This is a genomic window from Paraburkholderia sp. 31.1 (assembly GCF_014397645.1).
In the GTDB taxonomy this organism is placed as follows: Bacteria; Pseudomonadota; Gammaproteobacteria; order Burkholderiales; family Burkholderiaceae; genus Paraburkholderia; species Paraburkholderia tuberum.
In genome coordinates this window covers 1-22,242 of record NZ_VZQN01000039.1, presented here as the reverse complement: position 1 = coordinate 22,242, position 22,242 = coordinate 1, and the positions used below count along the sequence as shown (strand labels likewise).

At 64.4% G+C, this 22,242-nt stretch carries 25 protein-coding genes; 10 read left to right on the top strand and 15 right to left on the bottom strand.

Annotated elements, in window-relative coordinates; translation table 11 throughout:
• Positions 1-26 precede the first annotated feature (26 nt).
• Positions 27-1,766 carry a methyl-accepting chemotaxis protein gene (locus F6X37_RS26725; protein ID WP_187613372.1) on the bottom strand — a complete coding sequence of 580 codons (1,740 nt, stop codon included), beginning with the start codon at positions 1,764-1,766 and terminating at the stop codon, positions 27-29.
• Positions 1,767-2,198: 432 nt separating this feature from the next.
• Here F6X37_RS26725 and F6X37_RS26720 point away from each other — a divergent pair, with 432 nt between their 5' ends.
• Entirely contained in the window at positions 2,199-2,702 is a 504-nt protein-coding gene (locus F6X37_RS26720; RefSeq protein ID WP_187613371.1) for a flavin reductase family protein, read from the top strand.
• A 20-nt stretch (positions 2,703-2,722) separates the two neighbouring features.
• Here F6X37_RS26720 and F6X37_RS26715 read toward each other — a convergent pair whose 3' ends face one another.
• Positions 2,723-3,142 carry a hypothetical protein gene (locus F6X37_RS26715; protein WP_316252000.1) on the bottom strand — a complete coding sequence of 140 codons (420 nt, stop codon included), beginning with the start codon at positions 3,140-3,142 and terminating at the stop codon, positions 2,723-2,725.
• A 177-nt stretch (positions 3,143-3,319) separates the two neighbouring features.
• Between F6X37_RS26715 and F6X37_RS26710 the strand changes: the two genes are divergently transcribed.
• Positions 3,320-3,826, top strand: a complete 507-nt coding sequence (locus F6X37_RS26710; protein WP_187613369.1) for a PRC-barrel domain-containing protein — start codon at positions 3,320-3,322, stop codon at positions 3,824-3,826.
• Between the two features lie 80 nt (positions 3,827-3,906).
• Here F6X37_RS26710 and F6X37_RS26705 read toward each other — a convergent pair whose 3' ends face one another.
• Entirely contained in the window at positions 3,907-4,146 is a 240-nt protein-coding gene (locus F6X37_RS26705) for a hypothetical protein (RefSeq protein WP_090811852.1), read from the bottom strand.
• A 349-nt stretch (positions 4,147-4,495) separates the two neighbouring features.
• Here F6X37_RS26705 and phaZ point away from each other — a divergent pair, with 349 nt between their 5' ends.
• A complete protein-coding gene (gene phaZ, locus F6X37_RS26700; RefSeq protein ID WP_187613368.1) occupies positions 4,496-5,794 on the top strand; it encodes a polyhydroxyalkanoate depolymerase in 1,299 nt (432 codons plus the stop codon).
• 68 nt (positions 5,795-5,862) lie between these two features.
• Here phaZ and F6X37_RS26695 read toward each other — a convergent pair whose 3' ends face one another.
• The 3 genes from F6X37_RS26695 to F6X37_RS26685 form a co-directional block, all read right to left on the bottom strand.
• Entirely contained in the window at positions 5,863-6,177 is a 315-nt protein-coding gene (locus F6X37_RS26695) for a hypothetical protein (protein WP_184067854.1), read from the bottom strand.
• Positions 6,178-6,314: 137 nt separating this feature from the next.
• Positions 6,315-7,061 (bottom strand): acetoacetyl-CoA reductase, encoded by a 747-nt coding sequence (gene phbB, locus F6X37_RS26690; protein ID WP_187613367.1) that lies wholly within the window; start codon positions 7,059-7,061, stop codon positions 6,315-6,317.
• 64 nt (positions 7,062-7,125) lie between these two features.
• Positions 7,126-7,473, bottom strand: a complete 348-nt coding sequence (locus tag F6X37_RS26685) for a polyketide synthase (RefSeq protein WP_222944942.1) — start codon at positions 7,471-7,473, stop codon at positions 7,126-7,128.
• 205 nt (positions 7,474-7,678) lie between these two features.
• On the opposite strand from F6X37_RS26685, the gene F6X37_RS26680 reads away from it, so the two are divergent.
• Positions 7,679-8,518: a universal stress protein gene (locus F6X37_RS26680; RefSeq protein WP_184069548.1), complete on the top strand. Its 840-nt coding sequence runs from the start codon at positions 7,679-7,681 to the stop codon at positions 8,516-8,518.
• Between the two features lie 23 nt (positions 8,519-8,541).
• Positions 8,542-9,045 (top strand): universal stress protein, encoded by a 504-nt coding sequence (locus F6X37_RS26675; RefSeq protein ID WP_187613366.1) that lies wholly within the window; start codon positions 8,542-8,544, stop codon positions 9,043-9,045.
• A gap of 68 nt (positions 9,046-9,113) precedes the next feature.
• On the opposite strand, the gene F6X37_RS26670 is transcribed toward F6X37_RS26675, so the two are convergent.
• A complete protein-coding gene (locus F6X37_RS26670) occupies positions 9,114-9,575 on the bottom strand; it encodes a universal stress protein (protein ID WP_187613365.1) in 462 nt (153 codons plus the stop codon).
• A 320-nt stretch (positions 9,576-9,895) separates the two neighbouring features.
• On the opposite strand from F6X37_RS26670, the gene F6X37_RS26665 reads away from it, so the two are divergent.
• The 3 genes from F6X37_RS26665 to F6X37_RS26655 all read left to right on the top strand — a co-directional run bounded on the left by F6X37_RS26665 (position 9,896) and on the right by F6X37_RS26655 (position 12,325).
• Complete coding sequence (locus F6X37_RS26665; RefSeq protein ID WP_187613364.1) at positions 9,896-10,303, top strand: response regulator; 408 nt, start codon at positions 9,896-9,898, stop codon at positions 10,301-10,303.
• 16 nt (positions 10,304-10,319) lie between these two features.
• Entirely contained in the window at positions 10,320-11,102 is a 783-nt protein-coding gene (gene fnr / locus F6X37_RS26660; RefSeq protein WP_187613363.1) for a fumarate/nitrate reduction transcriptional regulator Fnr, read from the top strand.
• Positions 11,103-11,224: 122 nt separating this feature from the next.
• The gene (locus F6X37_RS26655) at positions 11,225-12,325 is read left to right on the top strand and encodes a PAS domain S-box protein (RefSeq protein ID WP_187613362.1); all 1,101 of its coding nucleotides are present in this window, start codon (positions 11,225-11,227) and stop codon (positions 12,323-12,325) included.
• A 33-nt stretch (positions 12,326-12,358) separates the two neighbouring features.
• Here the strand turns inward: F6X37_RS26655 and F6X37_RS26650 are convergent, their stop codons facing one another.
• From F6X37_RS26650 to F6X37_RS26640, 3 genes are all read right to left on the bottom strand, one after another.
• Entirely contained in the window at positions 12,359-12,829 is a 471-nt protein-coding gene (locus F6X37_RS26650; RefSeq protein WP_187613361.1) for a universal stress protein, read from the bottom strand.
• A gap of 50 nt (positions 12,830-12,879) precedes the next feature.
• A complete protein-coding gene (locus F6X37_RS26645; RefSeq protein WP_187613360.1) occupies positions 12,880-13,881 on the bottom strand; it encodes a universal stress protein in 1,002 nt (333 codons plus the stop codon).
• A 158-nt stretch (positions 13,882-14,039) separates the two neighbouring features.
• The gene (locus F6X37_RS26640; RefSeq protein ID WP_090811846.1) at positions 14,040-15,029 is read right to left on the bottom strand and encodes a zinc-dependent alcohol dehydrogenase family protein; all 990 of its coding nucleotides are present in this window, start codon (positions 15,027-15,029) and stop codon (positions 14,040-14,042) included.
• Between the two features lie 225 nt (positions 15,030-15,254).
• Here F6X37_RS26640 and F6X37_RS26635 point away from each other — a divergent pair, with 225 nt between their 5' ends.
• Positions 15,255-15,455, top strand: a complete 201-nt coding sequence (locus tag F6X37_RS26635) for a c-type cytochrome (protein WP_187613401.1) — start codon at positions 15,255-15,257, stop codon at positions 15,453-15,455.
• 35 nt (positions 15,456-15,490) lie between these two features.
• Here the strand turns inward: F6X37_RS26635 and F6X37_RS26630 are convergent, their stop codons facing one another.
• The 3 genes from F6X37_RS26630 to F6X37_RS26620 all read right to left on the bottom strand — a co-directional run bounded on the left by F6X37_RS26630 (position 15,491) and on the right by F6X37_RS26620 (position 19,934).
• On the bottom strand, positions 15,491-16,909 hold the full coding sequence (locus F6X37_RS26630) for an FAD-binding oxidoreductase (RefSeq protein ID WP_187613359.1): 1,419 nt from the start codon (positions 16,907-16,909) through the stop codon (positions 15,491-15,493).
• A gap of 139 nt (positions 16,910-17,048) precedes the next feature.
• Positions 17,049-18,596, bottom strand: coding sequence for a UxaA family hydrolase (locus F6X37_RS26625; RefSeq protein ID WP_187613358.1), 1,548 nt, complete (start codon positions 18,594-18,596; stop codon positions 17,049-17,051).
• Between the two features lie 48 nt (positions 18,597-18,644).
• The gene (locus F6X37_RS26620) at positions 18,645-19,934 is read right to left on the bottom strand and encodes an MFS transporter (RefSeq protein WP_187613357.1); all 1,290 of its coding nucleotides are present in this window, start codon (positions 19,932-19,934) and stop codon (positions 18,645-18,647) included.
• Positions 19,935-20,351: 417 nt separating this feature from the next.
• Here F6X37_RS26620 and F6X37_RS26615 point away from each other — a divergent pair, with 417 nt between their 5' ends.
• Positions 20,352-21,062: a FadR/GntR family transcriptional regulator gene (locus F6X37_RS26615; protein ID WP_187613356.1), complete on the top strand. Its 711-nt coding sequence runs from the start codon at positions 20,352-20,354 to the stop codon at positions 21,060-21,062.
• A 73-nt stretch (positions 21,063-21,135) separates the two neighbouring features.
• Here F6X37_RS26615 and F6X37_RS26610 read toward each other — a convergent pair whose 3' ends face one another.
• Positions 21,136-21,501: a hypothetical protein gene (locus tag F6X37_RS26610; protein WP_187613355.1), complete on the bottom strand. Its 366-nt coding sequence runs from the start codon at positions 21,499-21,501 to the stop codon at positions 21,136-21,138.
• Entirely contained in the window at positions 21,498-21,920 is a 423-nt protein-coding gene (locus F6X37_RS26605; protein WP_187613354.1) for a hypothetical protein, read from the bottom strand. Before F6X37_RS26605 ends, F6X37_RS26610 begins: the two co-directional genes overlap by 4 nt.
• Between the last annotated feature and the right edge of the window lie 322 nt (positions 21,921-22,242).

Sequence of the window (22,242 nt, the reverse complement as noted above, 5' to 3'; positions counted from 1 at the left end):
CAGCACCCGGAACCGGTCGGAATCGCTCAGAATTTCTGCCAGTCCGTCTCAGTCGCGGCGGCGACGACTACCGGACCTTCTGAAGAGGGGACTGGTCTCCTCGCAACCTTTGCCGGTGTTACAGCAGAGGACGGGGCGCGGTTCAGGGCCGTGCGTTGCGGTACTGCCGCTTGCGTCGTCGCTCGCGATGAAGCAGCCTTCTCGCCATCGACCTTGAAAAAAGCGACCGTCTTGCGCAGGCTTTCCGCTTGCCGGGCCATTGTCTGGGCTGCCGCCGACGCCTCTTCGACAAGCGCAGCGTTTTGCTGTGTGACCTGGTCCATCTGGTTGACTGCCTGATTGACCTGTTCGATACCGGTGCTTTGCTCGCTCGATGCCGACGAGATTTCGCCCACGATGTCGGTCACGCGCTTCACTGACTGCACGATTTCCTTGATCGCACCGCCCGCTTCTTCGACGAGCATCGAGCCTGCCTCCACCCGGCTGAGAGAGTCCGAGATCAACTCCTTGATTTCCTTCGCGGCAGTCGCACTGCGCTGCGCGAGCGTGCGGACTTCACCCGCAACGACAGCGAAGCCCCGCCCCTGTTCTCCCGCGCGGGCCGCTTCGACCGCTGCGTTCAGCGCGAGGATGTTGGTCTGGAAGGCGATGCCTTCGATGACCCCGATAATCTCGGACATCGTGGCCGAGCTGGTGGAGATGTCTCGCATTGTGTCGACCACGCGCCCGACGATCTCGCCGCCATGTTGCGCGACGCTCGAGGCGGTACCCGCGAGCGTGGCAGCCTGGGTTGCATTGTCCGTGTTGTGGCGGACCGCCGCAGTCAGTTCCTCCATGCTGGAAGCCGTTTCTTCGAGCGACGCCGCCTGTTGCTCCGTGCGACTCGACAGATCCAGATTGCCTTGTGCGATCTGCGCACTCGCAGTCGCGACACCTTCGGCGTTCTCGCGCACCTCTGATACGACCTGCACCAGGGCGTCGCACATGGCTTTGAGCGACGCCATCAGGCTGTTCGTGTCGCCGGGCCGCAGGGCGATACTGACGTTCAGGTCGCCGGCCGCCACGCTTCTGGCCACAGCAGCAGCCGTCGCCGGCTCCGTACCCAGTTGCCGCGTTACGCTACGCATCATCCATATGCCGATTCCCACGCCGATCGACACGGACATCGCCACGAAGACCAGCATCAGAGTTCGACCTTCCTCGTACACGGCATCGTTGGCTTCAGCTGTCCGTTGCGCGTCGGCCTGTTTCAGGGCAACCAGATTGCCCATCAGCACGAGGGTCTTGAAGCCTTTGTCGTGGTACTCGCCCAGCATGTATTCGGTCAGGCTGTCCCGGTCCCCTAACGCCGCCGCGTTGATCTTGCCTTTCATTTCATTGAAGGCCTGGATGTAGTTTTGCCAACCTTGATCGAGGTCGGCGAACGTAGCCTTGCCTTTGTCGGTATAGATGAGCGGCTCCGCCTGATTGAGGTGCTCACGTGACGAGGCAAAGGCCTTGTCAGCTTGATCGAGCGAGCCAGCCCGCTGTGCGGCCGTCGTGGCCAGAACCGCGTTGCGCAGATAGGTGCCGACTCTCAGTACGTCGGCGTTAGCCTGCTGTATCAGGTTGAGCCCGACAAGGTCCTGCCGATACGTCTTGTCTGCGTTCGCACTGATCTCCGCCATGTTGTGCAGGCCGATCCCGCTGACAACAGCGCTGATGATCGAAACCAGGATGAACGCACTGATCAGCTTGGCGCCGAGTTTCATATTGCCGAAATTCATAGTTCGCTTTATTGAGAATGTAAGAACCCGAACGGATAAGCAGGTACATCACCGCTTTGGCGCCCGCTATAACACAAGGCCATACCGACGCGAAACGCAGTACCGGACATAACTGGTTATCGGCAATACGCTCTAATTCTTCAGGTGAATAGCGGGATCATCGCGAAGATTTTTTTACGTCCCTATAAGAGAACAGGAGTGCTCTATTTTGAGCCGATGAAAGTGCCAATCGGTGCACGCACTCGTGCCGGCCGCACTCGCTTGGTGCAAAGCTATTGGTCGCCCCGAACATGCACGCTCTATTGACGAACAACCGCGCTGAGATTCATTCTATTTCGATATGTTTATATCGATTCAATATTTAAGTTTTGCATCTTCCGGAGCAGCCGCACAGGCATGCAACACGCGACGAAATTTTATCCAGGAGGCCCTATGAGCAATTGGATCGCGCAGCTTTTCCGGCATTTGACTGCGGGTGTGTACGTGATCGGCGTAGCGGACGGCGAGCGCCGCAATGCGTTCACCGCAAGCTCGGTGATGCAGGTTTCGTTTTCACCATTGCTGGTCGCGCTCGGCATCAGTCCCGAGCATGAGTCGTACGAACTCCTGCGCAGCGGCGCGGTGTTCGCGATCAGCGTGTTGCGCGCGGATCAACAGAGGCTCGCCGAGCACTTCGGCACGCAGTCGGGCCGAGCCGTCGACAAGCTCGCGGTGGCTCGCTGGCGTACCGGCGTGACCGGCGCGCCGCTGTTACTCGATGCGCTCGCGCATTTCGACTGCCGGGTGACCGGCGACATCGAGGCGGGAGATCATCGGCTGATAGTTGGGCGCGTCGTCGATGGCGCGCTAGCCGGCGCGGACGGCGACCCGCTGATCTACGCGCAGACTGGCAATCTCGACATGAGCGAGGATCTTTATCCGGAGACGTTTTCGTAGTTGGCTGGCGTGCTGGCTGCTCAATGCCAGTGCCCGCCATGTCCTCCGTGCCAGTGGCCGTAATAGCCGCCATGGCCATAGCCACCGCCCCAGTAGCCTCCGATCACCACTGACGGTCCCCACCATCCGTAGTAGCCCGGCCATGAATAGCCATAGGGATAGCCGTAATAGCCGGGAGAACCGTAATAGCCCGGATAACCGTAATACCCGGGATAGCCGTAATAAGCAGGCGCAGGTACCGCGACGTACGTGCAATTCTGTCCCGACAACGGCAAGTCGTTTGGCGCCGGATTCGCGGCCGCCGTACCGCTCGCCGGCACAGGCGCGTTGCCAGACGATGCTTGCGCGGGGCCAGTGGCAGTGGCGCTGGTGCAGGCGTAATAGCCACCGGCTCCCGGATAGTACGAATAAGGACCGTAATAGACGCAGCCAGACAACACACATACGCCCGCCACGCCAGTGCATAGACCAACGATTCCACAACGCATGATCGCTCCCCCTATCCGGGCGCAGCGCAGCCGTCTCGACACGGCGTGTTTTTATTCTAGTCTTCGAATCCGGTCTCGGGTACGGGTCTTGCGAACGGCAGGTATTCCGTGGAAATCAGGAGTTTCGACATGAACCCGCTCGATCCTCTCGACCCGAACGCCTCCGCGACTCCCGTACAGCCCAGCGCCGGCGCACGTATCGCCGGCGCCGGCGTCGGCGACGGTCCCGGACCCGAGGTCATGGCCGCCGCGACGCTCGACGGCAACAAGGTGATCTCTTCCGATGGCCAGGACCTCGGCAAAATCTCCGACATCATGCTCGACGTGCGCAGCGGCCGCATCGCGTATGCGGTGCTGACGGAGGGCGCTTTCCTCGGCATCGGCGGGACCTTGCACGCGATCCCGTGGCGTTCGCTGACGCTCGACACGGACCGCAAGTGCTTCCAGCTGGACGCCACGGCCGAGCAGGTGAAAAGCTCGCCGGGCTTCGACAAGGACCATTGGCCGGCAATGGCCGATCGCGCATGGGGGACGTCGGTCCATCAGTTCTATCATCGCGAACCGTACTGGGAAGCGACGCGCAGTGTCGTCGAAAACGATCCCGCGACACGTGTCGATCCGACGAGCGGAATCTGAAGACACGCATCGCGACGCTCGAGCACCGCTACCTCGCACGCGTTGCCTGTTGCGGCGAGCACGCGAGGCGCGGTGCGCTGTTACACCCCGATGGTCCGCGTCGTCTTCAGCGCGATCCACGTCATGCCTTCGCGCAAGCCTTCGAGTACCGCTTCTCTTTCCACGGCGAACACCTGCGACTGATGAAAGGTGCGTTCGAAGTCACCCTCGGGCGACACATGTTTGACATGGATCGTCGACAGGAACCCGCCTTCCTGCGCCTCCCGCGTCTCGACGCTCACGGACCAGGTTCCTTCCTGCGCGTTTGCTGATATGGCCATTGGATGCTCCTCGGGGTTGTCGCGAGCGACTGCCATCGTCAGCGTAATGGCCCGCAACGCCTCTCTCGTTGATCCACGTCAACCGTCGACACGAACCATGAGTCACGCTCGACGTCGTTCGCTTTCCCCGATACTTTCAGCTCCGTTTCAGACGCCCGCCATCGCGTGAAAACCCTGCCGGGAAAACGCGCAATGCCTCTTGCACGCGGCGTGCTTGGCGCGCCGCGCGCACCGATTTCGCGCCCCTCGCCCCGACGTTTCGCGGTAAGCTTTGCGACGGTATCCGCGTCACGAGTTCGTGCCGGTGCGGCCACGCTGCCCTCATGATCGACGAACGTCGGAGTTCATCATGTGGTACGCCTTCATCGATGCACAGCAACGCCTCGCGCGCGCGATGGTCGGGGGAGTTCTGTCCGAACCGGAGTCGGGGCCGCGCCCGCAAGCGGGCTGGCTCGGCCCGGAGCAGGCGGCCGACGCGTTCAGCTACTGGCTGCTGAGATCCGCCTGCGCTTTCGAACGAACGCCGACATTCGCGATCCACTCCGTTGCCGGCAACGGTAGCCGCGTTACCGTCGACGAAAGCGTCGTCGCCTCCTTGCCGCTCGGCGCGCTGCTCAGGTTCAAGCGCAACCCCTCTACACCCCCTACCGACGCCAAACTGCCGGTGCTGTTGTGCGCGCCCCTCGCCGGACATCACTCAGTCATGCTGCGCGAGACCGTCGAAACGCTGCTCGAGGAACGTGACGTGTTCGTGACCGATTGGGCCGACGCGCGCGACGTGCCGCGCGAAGCGGGCCCGCTATCGCTCGACGACTACGTGCAGGCGCTCGAAAGCTTCGTCGGCGCCGCCCACGCGTTCGGTTCGCCGGTTCATGTGATCGCGATCTGTCAGGCGAGCGTGCCTGCGCTCGGCGCCGCGGCGCTGCTCGCCATGGACGAGGCGGCGCCGATCGCGAGCCTCTCGCTACTCGGCGGCCCGATCGATACCCGTTTGAACCCGACCATCACCGACCGCTTCGCCAGTTCCCATTCGCTCGAGTGGTTTCACGACCATGCGATCGATATCGTTCCACCGCCCTATTGCGGCGCGGGGCGTCTCGTGTATCCGGGCTTCATCCAGCAGACCGCGATTTTTGCCGCGCATCCGGAGCGGCAGTTGCGACTCGAAGCGGATTACTGGTCCCGATGGCTCGCCGGCGACATGCCCGGTGCGCAGCGGGCGCTGCGCTCGGCAAACGAATATGCCGCGGTGCTCGACATGGCGGAGTGCTACTTCTTCGACATGCTTCGTGTGGTGTTTCACGAACATCTGTTGCCGCGCGATCTGTGGTCGGTCGCCGGGCGCCGGGTACGAATCGCCGCGCTGCGCGATACCCCGCTGTGCACGATCGAGGGTGACAGCGACGAGATCACGGGCGCGGGGCAAACGCATTGCGCGCATGCGCTGTGCGATGCATCGCCGATGCGAGCCGCGCGGCAGCTCACCATCGAGCAGTGCAATCACTACGACCTGTTCATCGGGCCGCGTTGGCGCGATGCGGTTCATCCGGGGCTCTGCGAATTCTGGCGCGATGTCGAGCACGGCGCGTTGAAGGTTTGCCGGCCGCGCCGCGCGGCCAGGGGTTCGGCAAACCGCAAATCGGCGTGAGGTGGCCGGGAAAACGTCAGCAGTCCGCATCTGACGAACGCCGAGCGTCACGTCACGACGCAAGTTCGTCAGTTCCCACGCTCGGTGCCGATCGCTGTTTCGAGGGTCATTTCCGCCACATCGAACGCGCGACGGATCGCCGCTTTGGCGTCGTCGTCAGTGCAGTGCGCGACGGGCTTGAACTCGTGCGCGGGCGTGACCAGATCCAGCCTCACGTCATACAGCGGATGCGCCGATCCCGGACGCAACGCCTCGATGGCGAGATGGCAGTGCGACACGAGCGCGCCAAACCGCGCGAGACGCACCAGTTGCGCACCTGCTTCCGCTTCGAGCGGAGCGGCACCCGCAAAGCCAAGGTAGACGATCTGCATGTCGATGCCCATCTTCGCCTCCCCTTGCGAGTGTCGATCGAACCTGTTGCGCGCAGACTCAGGGTCCAGGCGCCTGCTATGGGGCTTATCCTGTTCTTGCCAGAAAGACGGTCATTGACGTGGGTCAAGCGCGGTGAAGGCGAGCACCCTCACTGCATATGCATACCCCCGTTAATCGCAATGTCCGCACCGGTGATAAAAGCCGCCTCCTCTGAGCATAGAAACGCGATCAACGCCGCCACCTCGTCCGGACGTCCAAGCCGGCCGAGCGGAATCTGCGGCAGGATCTTCGTGTCGAGGATCTCGCGCGGCACCGCTTCGACCATCGCGGTCGCGAGATAACCGGGCGACACCGTGTTCACCGTGACGCCGTGCTTCGCGGTTTCGAGCGCAAGTGCCTTCGTGAAGCCGTGCACGCCCGCTTTGGCAGCTGAGTAATTGGTTTGCCCGTAGGCGCCGCGCGAACCGTTGACCGACCCCACGTTGACGATGCGGCCGTGGCGCCGCTCGAGCATGCCGGGCAACAGCGGCTTGCTCATGTTGAACAGGCCATCGAGATCGGTGCGCAGCACGGCGTCCCAGTGCTCCTTGCTCATCTTCGCGAAGCTCGTGTCGTGCGTGATGCCCGCGTTGTTGATCAGCACGTCTACCGCGCCCAGTTCGGTCAGCACGCGTTGCGCGCAGCGCGCGCATGAATCGAAGTCGGCGATGTCGGCTTCGTACGCGTGAAAGTCGCGCCCCGTGTCGCGCTCGTGCTGCAGCCACGTCGACACGTGATCGTTGTGCGTCGAGTGCGTCACCGCGACCGTCATGCCCGCGTCATGAAGCGCCCGGCTGACCGCCGTGCCCAAACCGCCCATCCCGCCTGTGACCAATGCCACGCGATCCGTTCCCATCTGAACTCCTCCTTGCCGTGTCTGCCATTGACGGTGCGCGCGCCGGCCTTGCCGGCTCGCGCGGCTAAACGACGCCCGCGAACGGCAGCGCGTTCTGCGAGCTCCACCACCATGCGCTCAGGCCGCCCGCGAGCGGCGCGACGCCTGGCGCGATGCCGTACCCCGCCTGCCACCACGCATACCAGGCGGCGCAAGCGCGGTTGGCCTCGCCGAACCAGTCCGCCTCGCGCTGCGCGACGAAAGCGATCGACTTGCTCCAGTCGGCGAAGCACCGCTCGGCGTACTCGTGTGCCGCGCCCTGTGCGGTCTGATACGCCGCCGCGTAGTCGAGCCAGCCTTCGGGCGGTCCGGACGCGGTCGAGGTCCACGGTGAAGCGGGGCGCCCGGGCGGCGCATCGAATTCGGAAACCATGATCGCTGCCCTCCAGAGCACAGCATAGGATTGCCAGGCGCGGTTGCAAACCGTCGAGCGCGCCTGCTACTGTAATTTGAGCGCGCGGCGGCCCCCGCTTGATCTGCATCAACAGCCGCGGCCGCCGGGCTCATAGACTCCATTTGACGACGGGCTCGAGCCTGCTTGCGCCCGTTTCCCCACGTTCTGTCACGGAGCTTTGGCGATGAGCTACAAAAGCATTCTCGTTCACCTCGATACGAGCGTTCGTGCACATCCGCGCCTCGAAATCGCATTGCAGCTCGCACACCGCTTTCATGCGACGCTGACCGGCCTGTTTTCGACGTACGTGCCACCGCGGCACGCGTTCTTCGTGATGGCCGGCACCGCCGACTACTACGCGGAGCACGAGCGTCTGCGGCACGAGCGTGCCAGCGCGCTCGAGCGGCTGTTTCGTGCGGAACTCGCGCGCGCGAACGTCGACGGTCATTGGATCGCCGCGAACGGCTACGCCAACGACGTCGTGCCGCCCTATGCGCGTCTCGCCGATCTGATCGTGCTCGGGCAGACCGATCCGACCGATCCCGAGGCGTTCGTCGCCGAACAGTTCGTCGAGCACGTCGTGCTGTCGGCCGGGCGGCCGGTGCTGCTGGTGCCGTCGGGCGGCACCTTCGCGGCGCCCGGCCGCCACGTGCTGATCGCGTGGGACGGCAGCCGTGAAGCCACCCGCGCGATCCACGACGCGCTGCCGTTCCTCGCGCACGCGTCCAAAGTGACGCTGCTGACGGTTCATTCGTCGGGCGATCGTCCGCCGCGCGACACGGTTCCGGGCGACGACATCGCACTCACCGTCGCGCGTCACGGCGTCAAGATCGACGTGCGCGAACTGAGCGTCGCGGACGGCACGCCGGTCGGCGACGCGCTGCTGTCGCAGGCGGCCGACCTCGGCTGCGACATGATCGTGATGGGCGCCTACGCGCATTCGCGTCTGCACGAAGTCGTACTGGGCGGCGCGACGCGCACGATGCTCGAGTCGATGACCGTGCCGGTGCTGTTGTCGCACTGAAGTGCGCGCTTAAGGAGTCCGCCATGTTTAACCGCCTACTCGTCGCGCTCGACGGCAGCGACACCGCCTCCCGTGCGTTCGACGCCGCGCTGACCCTTGCCGCCGAATCGGGCGCCGAGTTGCAGCCGCTGTACGTGATCGACGTGCCCGTCATCGCCTACGACGCGCCCGGCTTCGACCCTTGCGTGATCCAGGACGCCTTCATCGAGGAAGGCAAGCGGATCGCGGCCGATGCCCAGAGCCGGATGATCGCGCGCGGGATCAAGGGCACGGCCCGCACCGTCGAAGCCGCGATCACCGGCGAAGACGTCGCGCATCGCATCGTCGAGGCGGCGCTCGAATGGCACGCCGACGCGATCGTGATGGGCACGCACGGCCGCCGTGGTGTTCAACGACTGATGCTCGGCAGCGTCGCCGAGCGCGTGCTGCGCAGCGCCAGTTGCCCGGTGCTGATGGTTCCCGCGCACGCGAACGGCGCGACGCGCGATCGGTCAGTCCCGGCCTGCGCCGAAAACGAACTCACCTGAGCCGCGAAAACCAGGCTGCTGCGCGGCCGCTCCCACGCGATCGCGCCACGGCTGCGCGACGCGGCGCTTCAGGGCCGCGCGTGCCCGGGTTCGTCATGCCGCACGATCAGCACCGGCTTGTCGGTCGCACGCACGAGCGACTCCGCGACGCTGCCGAGCAGAAAGCGCTGCACGCCGTGGCGGCCGTGCGTGCCCATCACGATCAGATCGGCTTCGATTTCGTCGGCGACGCGCGCGAGCACCGCGGACACGCTTTCGGCGTACGCGTCGATCACCCGCACGCCGCCGGGCACCTGCGCCTCGCGCATCAGCTCGCGCGGTGCATCGAGCGCGCGGCTGGCGAATTCTTGCGCCGCGGTCGCCGGTTCCGGCTCGAAAGCCACATCGGCATTGTCCGACCACTTGCCGTGCCCTACCACGCAGCAGGCTTCGAGTGTGGCGCCCGTCAGCTTCGCGAGCTTCAGCGCCTCGGCAAAGGCGCGCTGCGCGCTGGGACTGTCGTCGAGCGCAACCAGAATTCGTGCATACATGTTGGACTCCCTGTGAAAGCGCTGGCATGAACCGAAGCGGTGCCGTCGCGTGTCCGCGCCGACAGTGTGAAGCGCGCGCCGCCGCGCGGCTTGAGGCAGGTCAATGGGTCTTTATCGGCTTGTTCCGTGATTACTTAATCAACTGCATGCCTGCGACCTTCGAAGCCGTCACGTCGAAAGTAGCCGTGTACTCGCACTCGGCTACATACCCCATCGCCAGCCATGCACTAGGAATATTCCTACAACACTACCCGAACTCCTAGCGCCGCTTAAATCCCCGCCGATATATTTCTGAGATGAGGTCGCCAATACTGGTTGGTATGGACACCGCCCCGCCAGCCACCTTATCGAGAGTCTTCCTCGTCGACGATGCGACCGAGGTCCGGCGCCGGCTTGCTTGCCTGATCGCGCTGATTCCCGGCATCGAAATCGTCGGCGAGTCCGCCGGCGTCGAGCACACGTTCGACGACATCGTCGCGAGTCGCGCCGATGTCGCGGTGCTGGACCCGTGCTTCTCGGGCAAGACCAATCTGCTGCTGCTCGCGGCGCTGTCGCGGGTGCGGCCGTCCATCGTCAGCATCGTGTTGACCAATCATTGCACGACGGCGTTTCGCCGAGCGTGCGAAGCGGCGGGCGCCGACTTCTGCTTCGACAAGACCTCGGAGTTCGAACTCGCCTGCCGTGCCATCGAAGCGATTGCCTATGCGCGTCATGCGCATCCGGTCTGACCGCCAGGAGCCGAGCATGCAAGTTGCCACAGTCTGTGAACCCCGCCACGACGCGCCCCGCACTTCGCACGTCGTACCGATCCACGTCGTGCCACGCACCGCGGCCACACGCTACGCCGTGCCGCGCTGCTCCACCTGCGCGATGCGCGCGATCTGCATGCCGCCCGAGCTGACATCCGACGAACTGAGACGACTCGACACGTTGATCTGCTCGACGCGCTCGATCAAACGCGGTGATACGCTGTATCGCGCGGGCGATGCGTTTCAAAGCATCTACGCGATCCGCGCCGGATCGTTCAAGACCGTGGTCATGCATCGCGACGGCCGCGAGCACGTGACCGGCTTCCAGATCGCCGGCGACTCGCTCGGCCTCGACGGCATCGGCGAGGGCAAGCAGAATTGCGATGCGATCGCGCTCGAAGACAGCGTCGTGTGCATCATTCCGTTCGCGCAGCTCGAAGCAATCTGTCGCGAGATGAAGCCGATGCAGCATCACATCTACCAGATGATGAGCAACGAGATCGTGCGCGAATCGAGCCAGATGATGCTGCTCGGCACGATGACCGCCGAACAGCGCGTCGCGACGTTTCTGCTGAATCTGTCGAAGCGCTTCAAGGCGCGCGGCTTTTCCGCGGCGGAGTTTCATTTGCGCATGACCCGCGAGGAAATCGGCTGCTTTCTGGGCATGAAGCTCGAAACGGTGAGCCGGATGTTCTCGAAGTTCCAGCGCGAGCGCCTCGTCAAGGCGAACGGCAAAACGATCCGCATCGAAGACGCGGAAGGACTGGCTCGGGTTTGAACGCCGACGCGTCGCTCGCCTCACGTTCGTTCGCGGGACGTGCGGGGTGGAACAAGCGCTCCCGAACTGATATAACTCGGTGCGTTGCGGTGCGCGACCTTGCGTGACCACCCGGAGGAGCGATGGGTCTGTCGAGCGGCGAGTCTTCCTGCTTCACCGGTGCGGCGTCCGTGTCGGACGTGCCAGTCGAGGATCGCTATTTCATGTTGATCGATGCGGTTCAGGACTATGCGATCTTCATGCTCGACGTGTCCGGCCGCGTGACCAGCTGGAATCCCGGCGCACAGCGCATCAAGGGCTACACGCCCGAAGAAATCATCGGCCAGCATTTCTCCAAGTTCTATACCCCGGAAGACATCGCGGCCGGCAAGCCCGCCCGCGAACTGGAAATCGCCGCAACCGTAGGCCGCACCGAGGACGAAGGCTGGCGCGTACGTCGCGACGGCTCGCGTTTCTGGGCCAACGTGGTCGTTTCCGCCGTGCACGACACGTCGGGCGCGCTGCTCGGCTTCGCCAAGATCACGCGCGACCTGACCGAGCGTATGCGCCTCGCGGAACTCGAACGCGCGGATCAGGTATCCACCCACGTGCAGATCGCCCGCGAAAACGAGCAAAAACGTATGGCGCGCGAACTGCACGACGATCTCGGCCAACGGCTGACCGCGCTGAAAATGAGCGTCGCGCTGCTCGAAGCGAAGCTGAAAAGCCAGGCCGACACCGAGCCGCTGGCCGCGCAGACGCATGAACTGCAAAAGCAGATCGACTGGATGGCCGCTTCGCTGCGGCGTATCGCCGCCGATCTGCGGCCCCCGCTGCTCGACGACCTCGGGCTCGCCGCCGCGCTCGACTGGCTGGCCGAAGACTTCACGAAACGCTACGACGTGCGCTCGAGCGTGCATCTCGAACCGGCCGAGCCGGTGTGCGGCGAATTCGCGGCGACGGCGCTGTTTCGCATCGTTCAGGAGGCGTTGACGAACGTCGCGCGGCACGCCAAGGCCAGCCGCGTACGCATCGACATGACCTGCGCGGGCTCCATCGTATCGCTCGATATCGAGGATGACGGCGTGGGTGTCGCGCTGGATCGCTCGCAGGGAACAGATTCATTCGGTTTGCTCGGCATTCGCGAACGCGTGCGGCAGTTGCGCGGCAACGTGTCGTTCACCAGCTCGCCGGGCCATGGCTTCAGGATCTCGATCCAGATACCGGCCGACGCGCTCGCGTAATGCTCACGCGCTGTCGCGCCCCGCTGTCGCGGGTTACTCTGCAGGCACATCCTCGGTGCTTTGCTCGCGCATGAGCAGCACCGGACAGGTCGAGAAACGCAGCACCCGCTCCGCCACGCTGCCGATCACGAGGCGCCGCACGCCGCGTCGCCCATGCGTGCCCAGCACAAGCAGATCGGCGTGGATCTGCTCGCCGTGGCGCAGCACGATCGCGGCGACGTCGTCGGACAGGCTCTCCGACTCGATCATTTCAGGGCGGCAAGGCACATCGGCGGCGGCGCAGGCCTGTTCGGCCTCCTCCAGCACCAATTGGCCGTCCTGGCGCAAGGCTTCGACGAGCGTGAGCGGGTCGTAATAGCCGGCATAGGAAAAGAGCGGCGTCTTGTCGACCACGTAAACCGGATGCACGACGCCCTTCGTCAACGCGGCGAGATTCACCGCTTCTTTCAGCGCGCGTTTCGAGAAAGTACTGCCGTCTAGCGCGACGAGGATATGTTGGTACATGCCGATTCTCCACTGAGGTTGGATTTGTCAACGCGCGTGGCGCGCCCCTGCTACAGATAAAAGGGCCCGCCCGGACTGCCCGGATACGGCTCCCGCCACTCGCCGTGCGGCACGTCGTCCGCCCGCAATGACGACGCGCCGCGCGGACACACGAGCACGGGACACGCCGCGTCGCGCAGCGTGCGCGACGTCACGTGCCCCGGCAACGGGTGCGGCGCGCCGCGCATGCCGTGCGAACCCATCACGATCAGGTCCGCGTGCCAGCGTTGCGCTTCGTCGAGAATCGCGCTCGACGCATCGCCGGAATCATCGTCGAACTCGAGCAACGCGGTTTCGGCCGCGCGCCGGCTTTGTTCGAGCATCGCCGCGCCGCGCCGCAAGACATCGATTCGATGCTGCGACACGACTTCGAACGGCAGCCATTCGCACCACGCGAAGCGGTCGTCGGCCGCGTAGACGACCTTGATGCGCGCGTCGGGCGGCGCTACCGCGAGCGCGGTGCGCAGCGCGTCGAGCGCGGTGTCGCTGCCATCGATCGCGACCAGCACGCGGCTCAGCGCCGAGGCATCGCTCGCGTCGGTCGACCTCGCCGGCATGTACAGCACCGGACGCCCGATCGACGCGACCAGTTCCTCGGGATCGATACGGCTGTCCCAGCGATGTTCACGCGGATGCGCGGCCACCGCGACCAGATCCGCGTCCCATTGCGTCGCCGTGTGGGCGAGCGCTTCGGCCGCGCCCTGATGCAGCGCGGTGAGATCGACGATCTCGGCGTCGGTCGCCGCGACGACGCCGTGCAACGCGATCACCGCGTCGCGCAGCGCGGCCTGCGCGCCGTGCAGCATCGCGCGATGCGCCTCGCACCAGTCCGGATAGCTGAGCATCAGCGTCGGATAAAGCGCGGCAGGATTGCAAACGATATCGACGAGACGAAAGCGCGCATCCGCCGCGACCAACTGCCGGGCGACGCGCGTGCCGAGCGGCAGTCCGCTGCCGCCCGCGGACGCGATCATCACGCGGTGGAAGGTGTTGCGCCCGGCAGCAGTGTTCATCGGCTCTCCTCGGATCGTCGCACCGCGAGGCGGCGCGTCAACCGCGTCGCTTCACACCTCGGCCCGTGACGGGAACGCCAACGGTTCGCGCTTACATGATGAACGCCGACGCGCCGCGCGGCTTGATCTGTATCAAGCGCCAACGGCTCGCTAGCGGCTCACGGGCGGACCGCGAGCACGGCCGCGCCGGTCAGGTTGCCGTTGCGCAGATCGTCGAGCGCGCGGTTCGCGTCGCGCAACGCGTAAGTCGTGGTCTCGATCGCGAGCTGCGTCTCGGCGGCGCTGCGCATGAACTGAAGCCCATCGTCGCGGGTCAGATTCGCGACCGACACCACCCGCCGCTCGCCCCACAGAAACGCGTACGGGAACGACGGAATGTCGCTCATATGAATGCCGCCGCACACCACCACGCCGCCTTTCGCGACCGCCTGCAACGCCAGCGGCACCAGTGCGCCGACCGGCGCGAACAGCAGCGCGGCGTCGAGTTCGCCGGGCGGTGCCTCGTCGCTGCCGCCGGCCCATGCCGCGCCGAGGCGCAGCGCGAGTTGCTGGGCCGCGTGGTCGCCGGGACGCGTGAACGCATAGACGGTGCGCTGCTGGTGACGCGCCACCTGCGCGACGAGATGCGCGGCCGCGCCGAAACCGTAGATGCCGATCCGTTCGGCGTCGCCCGCCATGCTCAACGTGCGATAGCCGATCAGACCCGCGCACAGCAGCGGCGCGGCCTCGACATCGCTGTAGTGCGGCGGCAGATGAAAGCAGTAGCGGCTGTCGGCGACCGTGCGCTCGGCGTAGCCGCCGTCGATCGTGTAGCCGGTGAAGCCAGCGTCGTCGCAGAGATTTTCGCGGGCGGACAGACAGTAGCGGCAGTGGCCGCAGGTGCGCCCGACCCACGGCACGCCGACCCGCTCGCCCACCGTGAAACCGCTGACGCCCGCGCCCAATTCGGCCACCACGCCGACGATTTCGTGGCCGGGAATCACCGGCCGCTTTGGATGCTCGAGCTCGCGGTCGATCAGATGCAGGTCCGTGCGGCACACGCCGCACGCATGAACGTCGATCAGGATCTCCCCGGCACCGGGCCGCGGATCAGGCACTTCCCGCTCGGTCAGCGTCGCCGAGCTGCCGTCGAACACCATCGCTCGCATCGGGTTCTCCTTCAGATGCTTCGGCGGCGACAAGCTGCCGTCATGGCAGACAGCGAGGCGCGCGCCGTTCTCATCAGCGTAGGCGCGCCATTGTGTCGCGCGATCGGCCCGCGCCGTAGACCGTTTGATCGAAGTCAATAAGGGCCGTTTCGCCGCCCGTACACTGATCTTATTCCTGATACGGGAGTACGTGCCGTGATTGCACGAATCCGAAACTGTCTGCTCGTGTGCTCGGCGTCCGCGATGACGGCCGGCGTTGCCTATGGCGAGCCCGAGCCGAGCGCGGTCGATGCTCGAGAGCACAAGCTGCGGCTCGGCGGCAAGGCGCACTGGGGCGATACACCGATGCCGCCGGCGGCTGAGCGCGGTGGGCCGTTATCGGCGCAGGATGCGCACACGCTCGTGCAATGGGTACTTAGCCAATAAGGACTCGATGCGCACGCAGATTCGCGCCGCGCACACTACATCGCGATCACCTTGCCAGGGTTCAGGAGATTGTGCGGATCGAGCGCGAGCTTGATCGCCTTCATCGCGGCGAGTTCGGCCGGCGAGCGTGACAGGCCGAGCACGCCCAGCTTCTCCTCGCCGATCCCATGCTCGGCCGATACCGAGCCGCCCATATCCCCCGTCAGTTCATAGACGACGCGCTTGACGTCGTCGATGGCCTCGTCGGTCCAGCCAGGTTCTTGCACCACCACGTGCAGATTGCCGTCGCCGAGATGCCCATAGACGAGGATCGTCGCTTGCGGCCAGCGCGCGCGCAACCGCTCGTCGCAGCGCTGCGCCGCGTCGCCCGCCTGCGCGACCGCGAAGCTGATGTCGAACGAGATGCGTCCCGGAATCAGGCGCGGATATTCGGCTGGCGCGTCGCGAATCGCCCAGAACGCCGCGGCGTCCGCGTCCGATTGCGCGATTGCGGCGTCGGCGATCACGCCGGCGTTCAACATGTCGGCGAGGAATTCCTCGAAAGCCGCCGACTGCCGTTCCGGGTCCGCGCCGCAAGTCTCGAGCAATACGTAGTAGGCGTGATCGCTCGCGAGCGGCACGCGCAGTTCGGGCAGGCGTTGCCGCACGAAGTCGCAATAGCTTGGCCACATGACCTCGAACGCGGACACGCCGGCCGGCAGCCGCTCCTGCGCGCGGCCGAGCAGCGTGGTCACCGCCGCGTAGTCCGGCATGCCGCACCATGCGGTCGAGATCGCGCGCGGCTTGGCCCGCAGGCGCAGCACCGCGCGCGTGATGACCGCGAGCGTGCCCTCGCTGCCCGTCAGCAGGTTGCGCAGGTCGTAGCCGGTATTGTTCTTGATCATCTTGCGCTCGCCGCCGATCACGCTGCCGTCGGCGAGCACCGCTTCGACGTCGAGCACCTGGTCGCGCATCATCCCGTAGCGGATCACGCGATTGCCGCCCGCATTGGTCGCGATGTTGCCGCCGATCGTGCAACTGCCGCGCGCGCCGAGGTCGAGCGCGAACATGAAGCCGGCGTGATCGGCCGCTTCCTGCACGACCTGCAGCGGTGTGCCCGCGAACACGGTCATCGTCGCGCTGACCGGATCGATGTCGATGACGCCGTTCATCCGCTCGACGCTCAGCGCGACCTCGCCGCCAAGCACGCAGGCACCGCCCGCGTGCCCGGTCATGCCGCCTTGCGTGACGACCGGCTGCCGGAATTGATGGCAGATCCTGAGCGCGGTGGCGACCTCTTCGGTCGTGCGCGGGCGGATCAGCGCGATCGGATCGGTCGATGGCGTGCCGCTCCAGTCCGCGAACCGCCGCCCGCCAAATTCGGCCGGCAGGCTCACGATGTCAGCGCCGAGCGCCGCGCGCAGCGCGGCGACGGCTTCGTTACCGCGGGTCGCGGAGATCGGTTCCTGCTGCATCGGATATCTCCAGTTCGTCAGACGGGCAGAGCCGCTGCGCGCGCTTTACGTCGCGGCCTGAATAAAGGCGGCGTTCCAATTGCATCTTCCAATGCGTGATCCATTCGGCTTTTCGGCTGTGTCGCTGCAATGCACCCGCTCAGGTCACCACGCCGACCTGCCACGGCACGAACTCGCTTTGCCCATAGCCGTGCAGCTCGCTCTTCGTGCGCGTGCCGGACGCGCAGTCGAGCATCATGCGAAAGATCGCTTCGCCGAGTTCGTCGATGCTCGCGGTGCCGTCGACCACACCGCCGCAATTGATATCGATGTCGTCCTGCTGGCGCTCCCACAACGCGGTGTTGGTCGCCAGCTTCAACGACGGCGACGGCGCGCAGCCATAGGCGGAGCCGCGCCCGGTCGTGAAGCAGATCAGGTTCGCGCCCGAGGCGACCTGTCCCGTCGCCGACACCGGATCGTAGCCGGGCGAATCCATGAATACGAAGCCCTTCGCGGCGATCGGCTGCGCGTATTCGTAGACGTCGACCAGATTCGTCGTGCCGCCCTTCGCGACCGCACCGAGCGATTTTTCGAGGATCGTCGTCAGGCCGCCCACCTTGTTGCCCGCCGATGGGTTGTTGTCCATCGCGGCGCCATTGCGCGCGCAATAGTCCTGCCACCATGCGATGCGCGCGAGCAGCTTGTCGCCGACCGCGGCGCTCACCGCACGCCGCGTCAGCAGATGCTCGGCGCCGTAGATTTCCGGCGTCTCCGACAGGATCGCGGTGCCGCCGTGCCGCACGAGCCGATCGACCGCGGCGCCGAGCGCCGGATTCGCGGAGATGCCAGAGTAGCCGTCCGAACCGCCGCATTGCAGACCGACGCATAGATGCGAAGCCGGCACCGGCACGCGCTGCACGCGGTTCGCGTCGGCGAGCATCTCGCGCACCATCGCGATACCGAGTTCGATCGTCTTGCGCGTACCGCCGCTGTCCTGGATCGTGAAGCTGCGCAGCTTCGTCGTGCTGGCGTCGAGACCGCCCGCGGCGAGCACGCCGTCGATCTGATTCGTCTCGCAGCCTAGCCCGACGAACAGCACCGACGCGAAGTTCGGATGCACCGCGTAACCGGCCAGCGTGCGACGCAGGATCGCAATGCCCTCGCCTTGCATGTCGATGCCGCAGCCGAGCCCGTGCGTCAAGGCGATCACGCCGTCGACGTTCGGATAGTCGGCGAGCGCGTCGGGACGCACGTCGCGCCGGAAATGATCGGCAATCGCGCGCGCGACCGTCGCCGAGCAGTTCACACTGGTCAGAATGCCGATGTAATTGCGCGTCGCGATGCGGCCGTCGTCGCGGCGAATGCCCATGAAATGCGCGGGTTCGTCGACGTAGACCGTCGGCTGCGCATCGACGCCGAACGCGTGCTCGCGCGCGAACTCCGACATGCCGAGATTGTGCGTGTGAACATGCTGGCCGCGCGCGATCGCCTCACGCGCGACGCCGATGATCTGGTTGTAGCGCTTGACCGGCTCGCCTTGCGCGATGTTGCGCGTCGCGATCTTGTGCCCCGGTGGAATCAGTCCGGCGACGACCAGTTGTTCCGCCTCGATGCGCGTGCCCGGCAACAACTGCCGGGTCGCGATGATGACGTCGTCGCCGGGATGCAGGCGGATGATCGCGGACGCGACGCTAGCTTGAGTCGACATGAGAAGCCTCGAAAACAGGGTTATCCGTATGCGTTGACACAGAATACGTCAGATCGTGGAGCGCGCGCCCTTCGGCAGATCGCGGCTTTCCGATTCCAGCGACAGCGGCTCGATGCGTCCCACGATGAAAAGATAACTGAACGCGCCGAGAAAGCAGAAGCCGCCCGCGACGACGAGCGGGATCGTGAACGAGCCCTTCGTCATCGCGACCATCACGCCGGTGAACGTCGTGATCACGATCCCCGCCAGATTCGACGCAAAGTTCTGGATGCCGCCGATCGACGCGACATGGCGCGGTGTCGGCGCGACGTCGCAGGGCAGCGACCAGATGCTCGCTGCGGCGAACGCGAGGCTGCCATAGGCGATACCGAAGAACGCGAGCATCAGATACGTGTTCTCCGTGAACGCCGACAGCGTGATCACCGACGACACCAGCATGCCGCCGACCATGCAGGTCTTGCGCGCAGCCGTCAGGCTCCAGCCGCGCCGGAACAGCGCGTCGGACACATAGCCGCCGAGCCAGCCGCCCGGAATCGCGATCAGCGCCGGAATCATGCCGAGCGTGCCGAGCGATTTCAGCGAGAAGCCGCGCGTCTGCACGAGATAGCTCGGAAACCACGTAATGAAGAAGTAGATCACGAAGTTCAGGCAGAAGAAGCCGAGCATCATGCCCCACAGCGTGCGATGGCGAAACAGCGATGCCCACGTCACGTTGTCCTGGCCGCCTCTCGCTTGAGCCGCCGGCGCAGCGTTGCGCGCGGTCTCCATCGCGTCCTGCACGGGATTCCGATAGATCACGAACCAGCCGACGATCCACACCGCGCCGAGCAAGCCGGTGAGGACAAAAGCGGCCTTCCAGCCGAGCGTGCCGATGATCAGCGCGACCACGGGAATCGACAGCGCGGAGCCGACCCGCGAGCCGCTATCGAAGATGCTGGTCGCGATCGCGCGCTCCTTGGGCTCGAACCATTGGCTGACGAGCTTCGTGCAGGACGGATACGCGCCCGCCTCGCCGACGCCGAGCAACAGGCGGCAGCCGAACATGCCCGCGACGCTGGTCGTGACCGCGGTGGCCGCGGTAAACACCGACCACCACCCGACCGCGAGCGGCAACGCGATGCGCGCGCCGACACGATCGACGAACCAGCCGAACGGCATCTGCATCAACGCGTAGGTCCAGAAGAATCCGCTCAGGATGAAGCCCATCTCGGCGGGGCCGATGCCGAGCGCCTTTTCGATTTGCGGCGCGGCGACCGCGAGATTCGCACGATCGATGTAGTTCACCGCGATCGCGAGAAAGCACAGAAAAATCACTACCCAACGCATCTTCTTCTTCATGAAACCGTCTCCTCCTGGGCTGGCATCTACTCTATTTGGATGAACCATGCGGCCTCGTGGCTGCCGGGGTGTGCTGCCGGGGTGTGCTACAGATCTACTGCGGATTTGCGGCCCGCGTCGTTAGCCGTCGTGCGCGCACAGTCTTCGTCGTCATGGAGAAATTGATCGGGTGTCGGGATGCGGAGCGACCAGCAGGGCTGCACGGCCGGCGTCTCCGTGGCGTCAATCTGGCCTTACCAATTTGCAAAAATAACGGCGAGTGCGATACTGGTCAAGCCAATTCGCACGGAGTTGGGGAAACCCCGAACGCTGTCGCCGCGCCGCCGAGCGCGCACGATTTGCGCGCCGGGCGCTTCGATCTACAATCGGCGCTCGCCTTATCGGGCTTGCACAAGCTACATCGCCGGGAATCGTTTCGTGACCACCAGACGTGCCGACACTCGCCGTCTCTATCTTCAGATCGCCGAAAAATTGCGCAATCTGATCGCTCTGCCGGACTTCGCGCCGAACGGCCGCCTACCGCCCGAGCGCGCGCTGGCGGAGACGCTCGGCGTGTCGCGGCCGTCGGTGCGTGAGGCGCTGGTCGCGCTGGAACTGGAAGGGCTCGTCGAGATTCGCATGGGCTCGGGCGTCTACCTGTGCGCGACGCCGTCCGCGCAGAATGATGCGTCGCTGTCGCAGGCCGAACTCGGCGATAGCCTGCTCGACATCCTCGGCGCGCGCTGCCTGATCGAAGGCTCGATCGTCGCGAGCGTCGCACCGTTCTGCAAACCGAAAGATCTGAAGATGCTGCGCGCCATCTACAACGAGATGGAGCGCGAAGTAAAGGCCGGCAGAATTCCGGTCGCGGCCGATCGCGCGTTCCATCTCGCGATCGCGCAAATGTCCGGCAATGAGGTGCTCGTGCGCACCGTCAGCTCGCTATTCGATGCGCGGCATAGTCCGCTGTCGGAAAAGCTGCGCGGCCACTTCGAGAACGAGACGACGTGGGGCGCCGTGCCCGACGAACATCTCCTGATTCTCGAAGCGCTGGAAGCGCATGATGCGATTCAGGCGCAAGCGGCGATGCAGCGTCACTTGAAGCTGTCGTTGGAGCGGGTGATTGCGGGGGGGCAGCGGACGTCTTAGGTGCCGCTGCGGCTATGAAACCGGATTTGCAAACTCGCCGATAAAAGCCGAATGCTTTTTTATCGATCGCCATTTAAGATACTGGCGACTTGCTTTCCCAACTTTTGGATTCGAGCACTATTGCGATGTTCCCCTTGTCTGCTCCCCAAATGGCCTCTTTCATGCGCCAATAGTAGAAGTGCGCCGTTCGATCACGCGAAAGTGCTTTCTTACCAGCGGCCCCTGTCTTGGTATACAGGATGATCAGGTCCCCAACTTTGACTACAACGTCAGGAAGCCAATAGGCGCTTTTCGCACCGGACAGAGGACCACCGTCGTTCGACCGTTTTGAGCGCAAAATTACATAGTCGCCGATGTTAATATCATCGAGCGCCCGAAGGACCAGTCTTTCTTTGGATATATCACCGATGTCGGCGAAGGAATGAATTTCGAGCTTCATCGGGTGTTCCTAGATTTGGATACGAAGCTTCCCACGACCATTGCGAGGCCGCCAAGACCACCAATACAAAACAAACCCCAATTGCTCCAGGCTGTCGGCAACAACCCGATAGTCATGCATCCAACACCGAGTAGCGTCGATTGCAAGACGTCGAGAGACATGATTCGTTTCAATGACGATTCCGCGACCACCAGCTTTTCGCGCGTATTATGGTAATCCTGCCGGTATCTTTCGAGTTCCAAAACTCGAGCCTCCGCTCTATCGAGTCGATCGAGAACGAGCTTCTGGACGCCTGGGTGATTGAGGTCCGCGAGTTGCACCGCCCGGTCTACGCCGGAAAGTGCATCTCTCTTTGTTGGTTCCTCGTTAGCGACCAGAATTGCGCCGCTGTCATCCGGTATTTGTTCCTGCAGATCCATCGCTAGCGCCTCTCGCCTATGTGTGCAGTCGTAATCAATATAGGTTCATCAGAACTCTGCAAAGATGGTGGTCATGCGTTTATCGCCTCGCCTATATCCAGGCCGTTCACCGACGAAGTGTTACCCAGTAGCGCTCAAACCGATAATTTTGAAAAATTGCAAAGGCCCCATTCGTGGCCTAGCGCGTCTTGTTTGCCCCCGGCGTCAGACTACTTGTCGTGTTATCTGAATCTTATAGACATGGTCCGGGGGCGGTAAAATCAGGGTGAATGAAAGCCTACTCAGCAGAAAGAAAAGAAGCGCTGGTGCGTCGCATGATGCC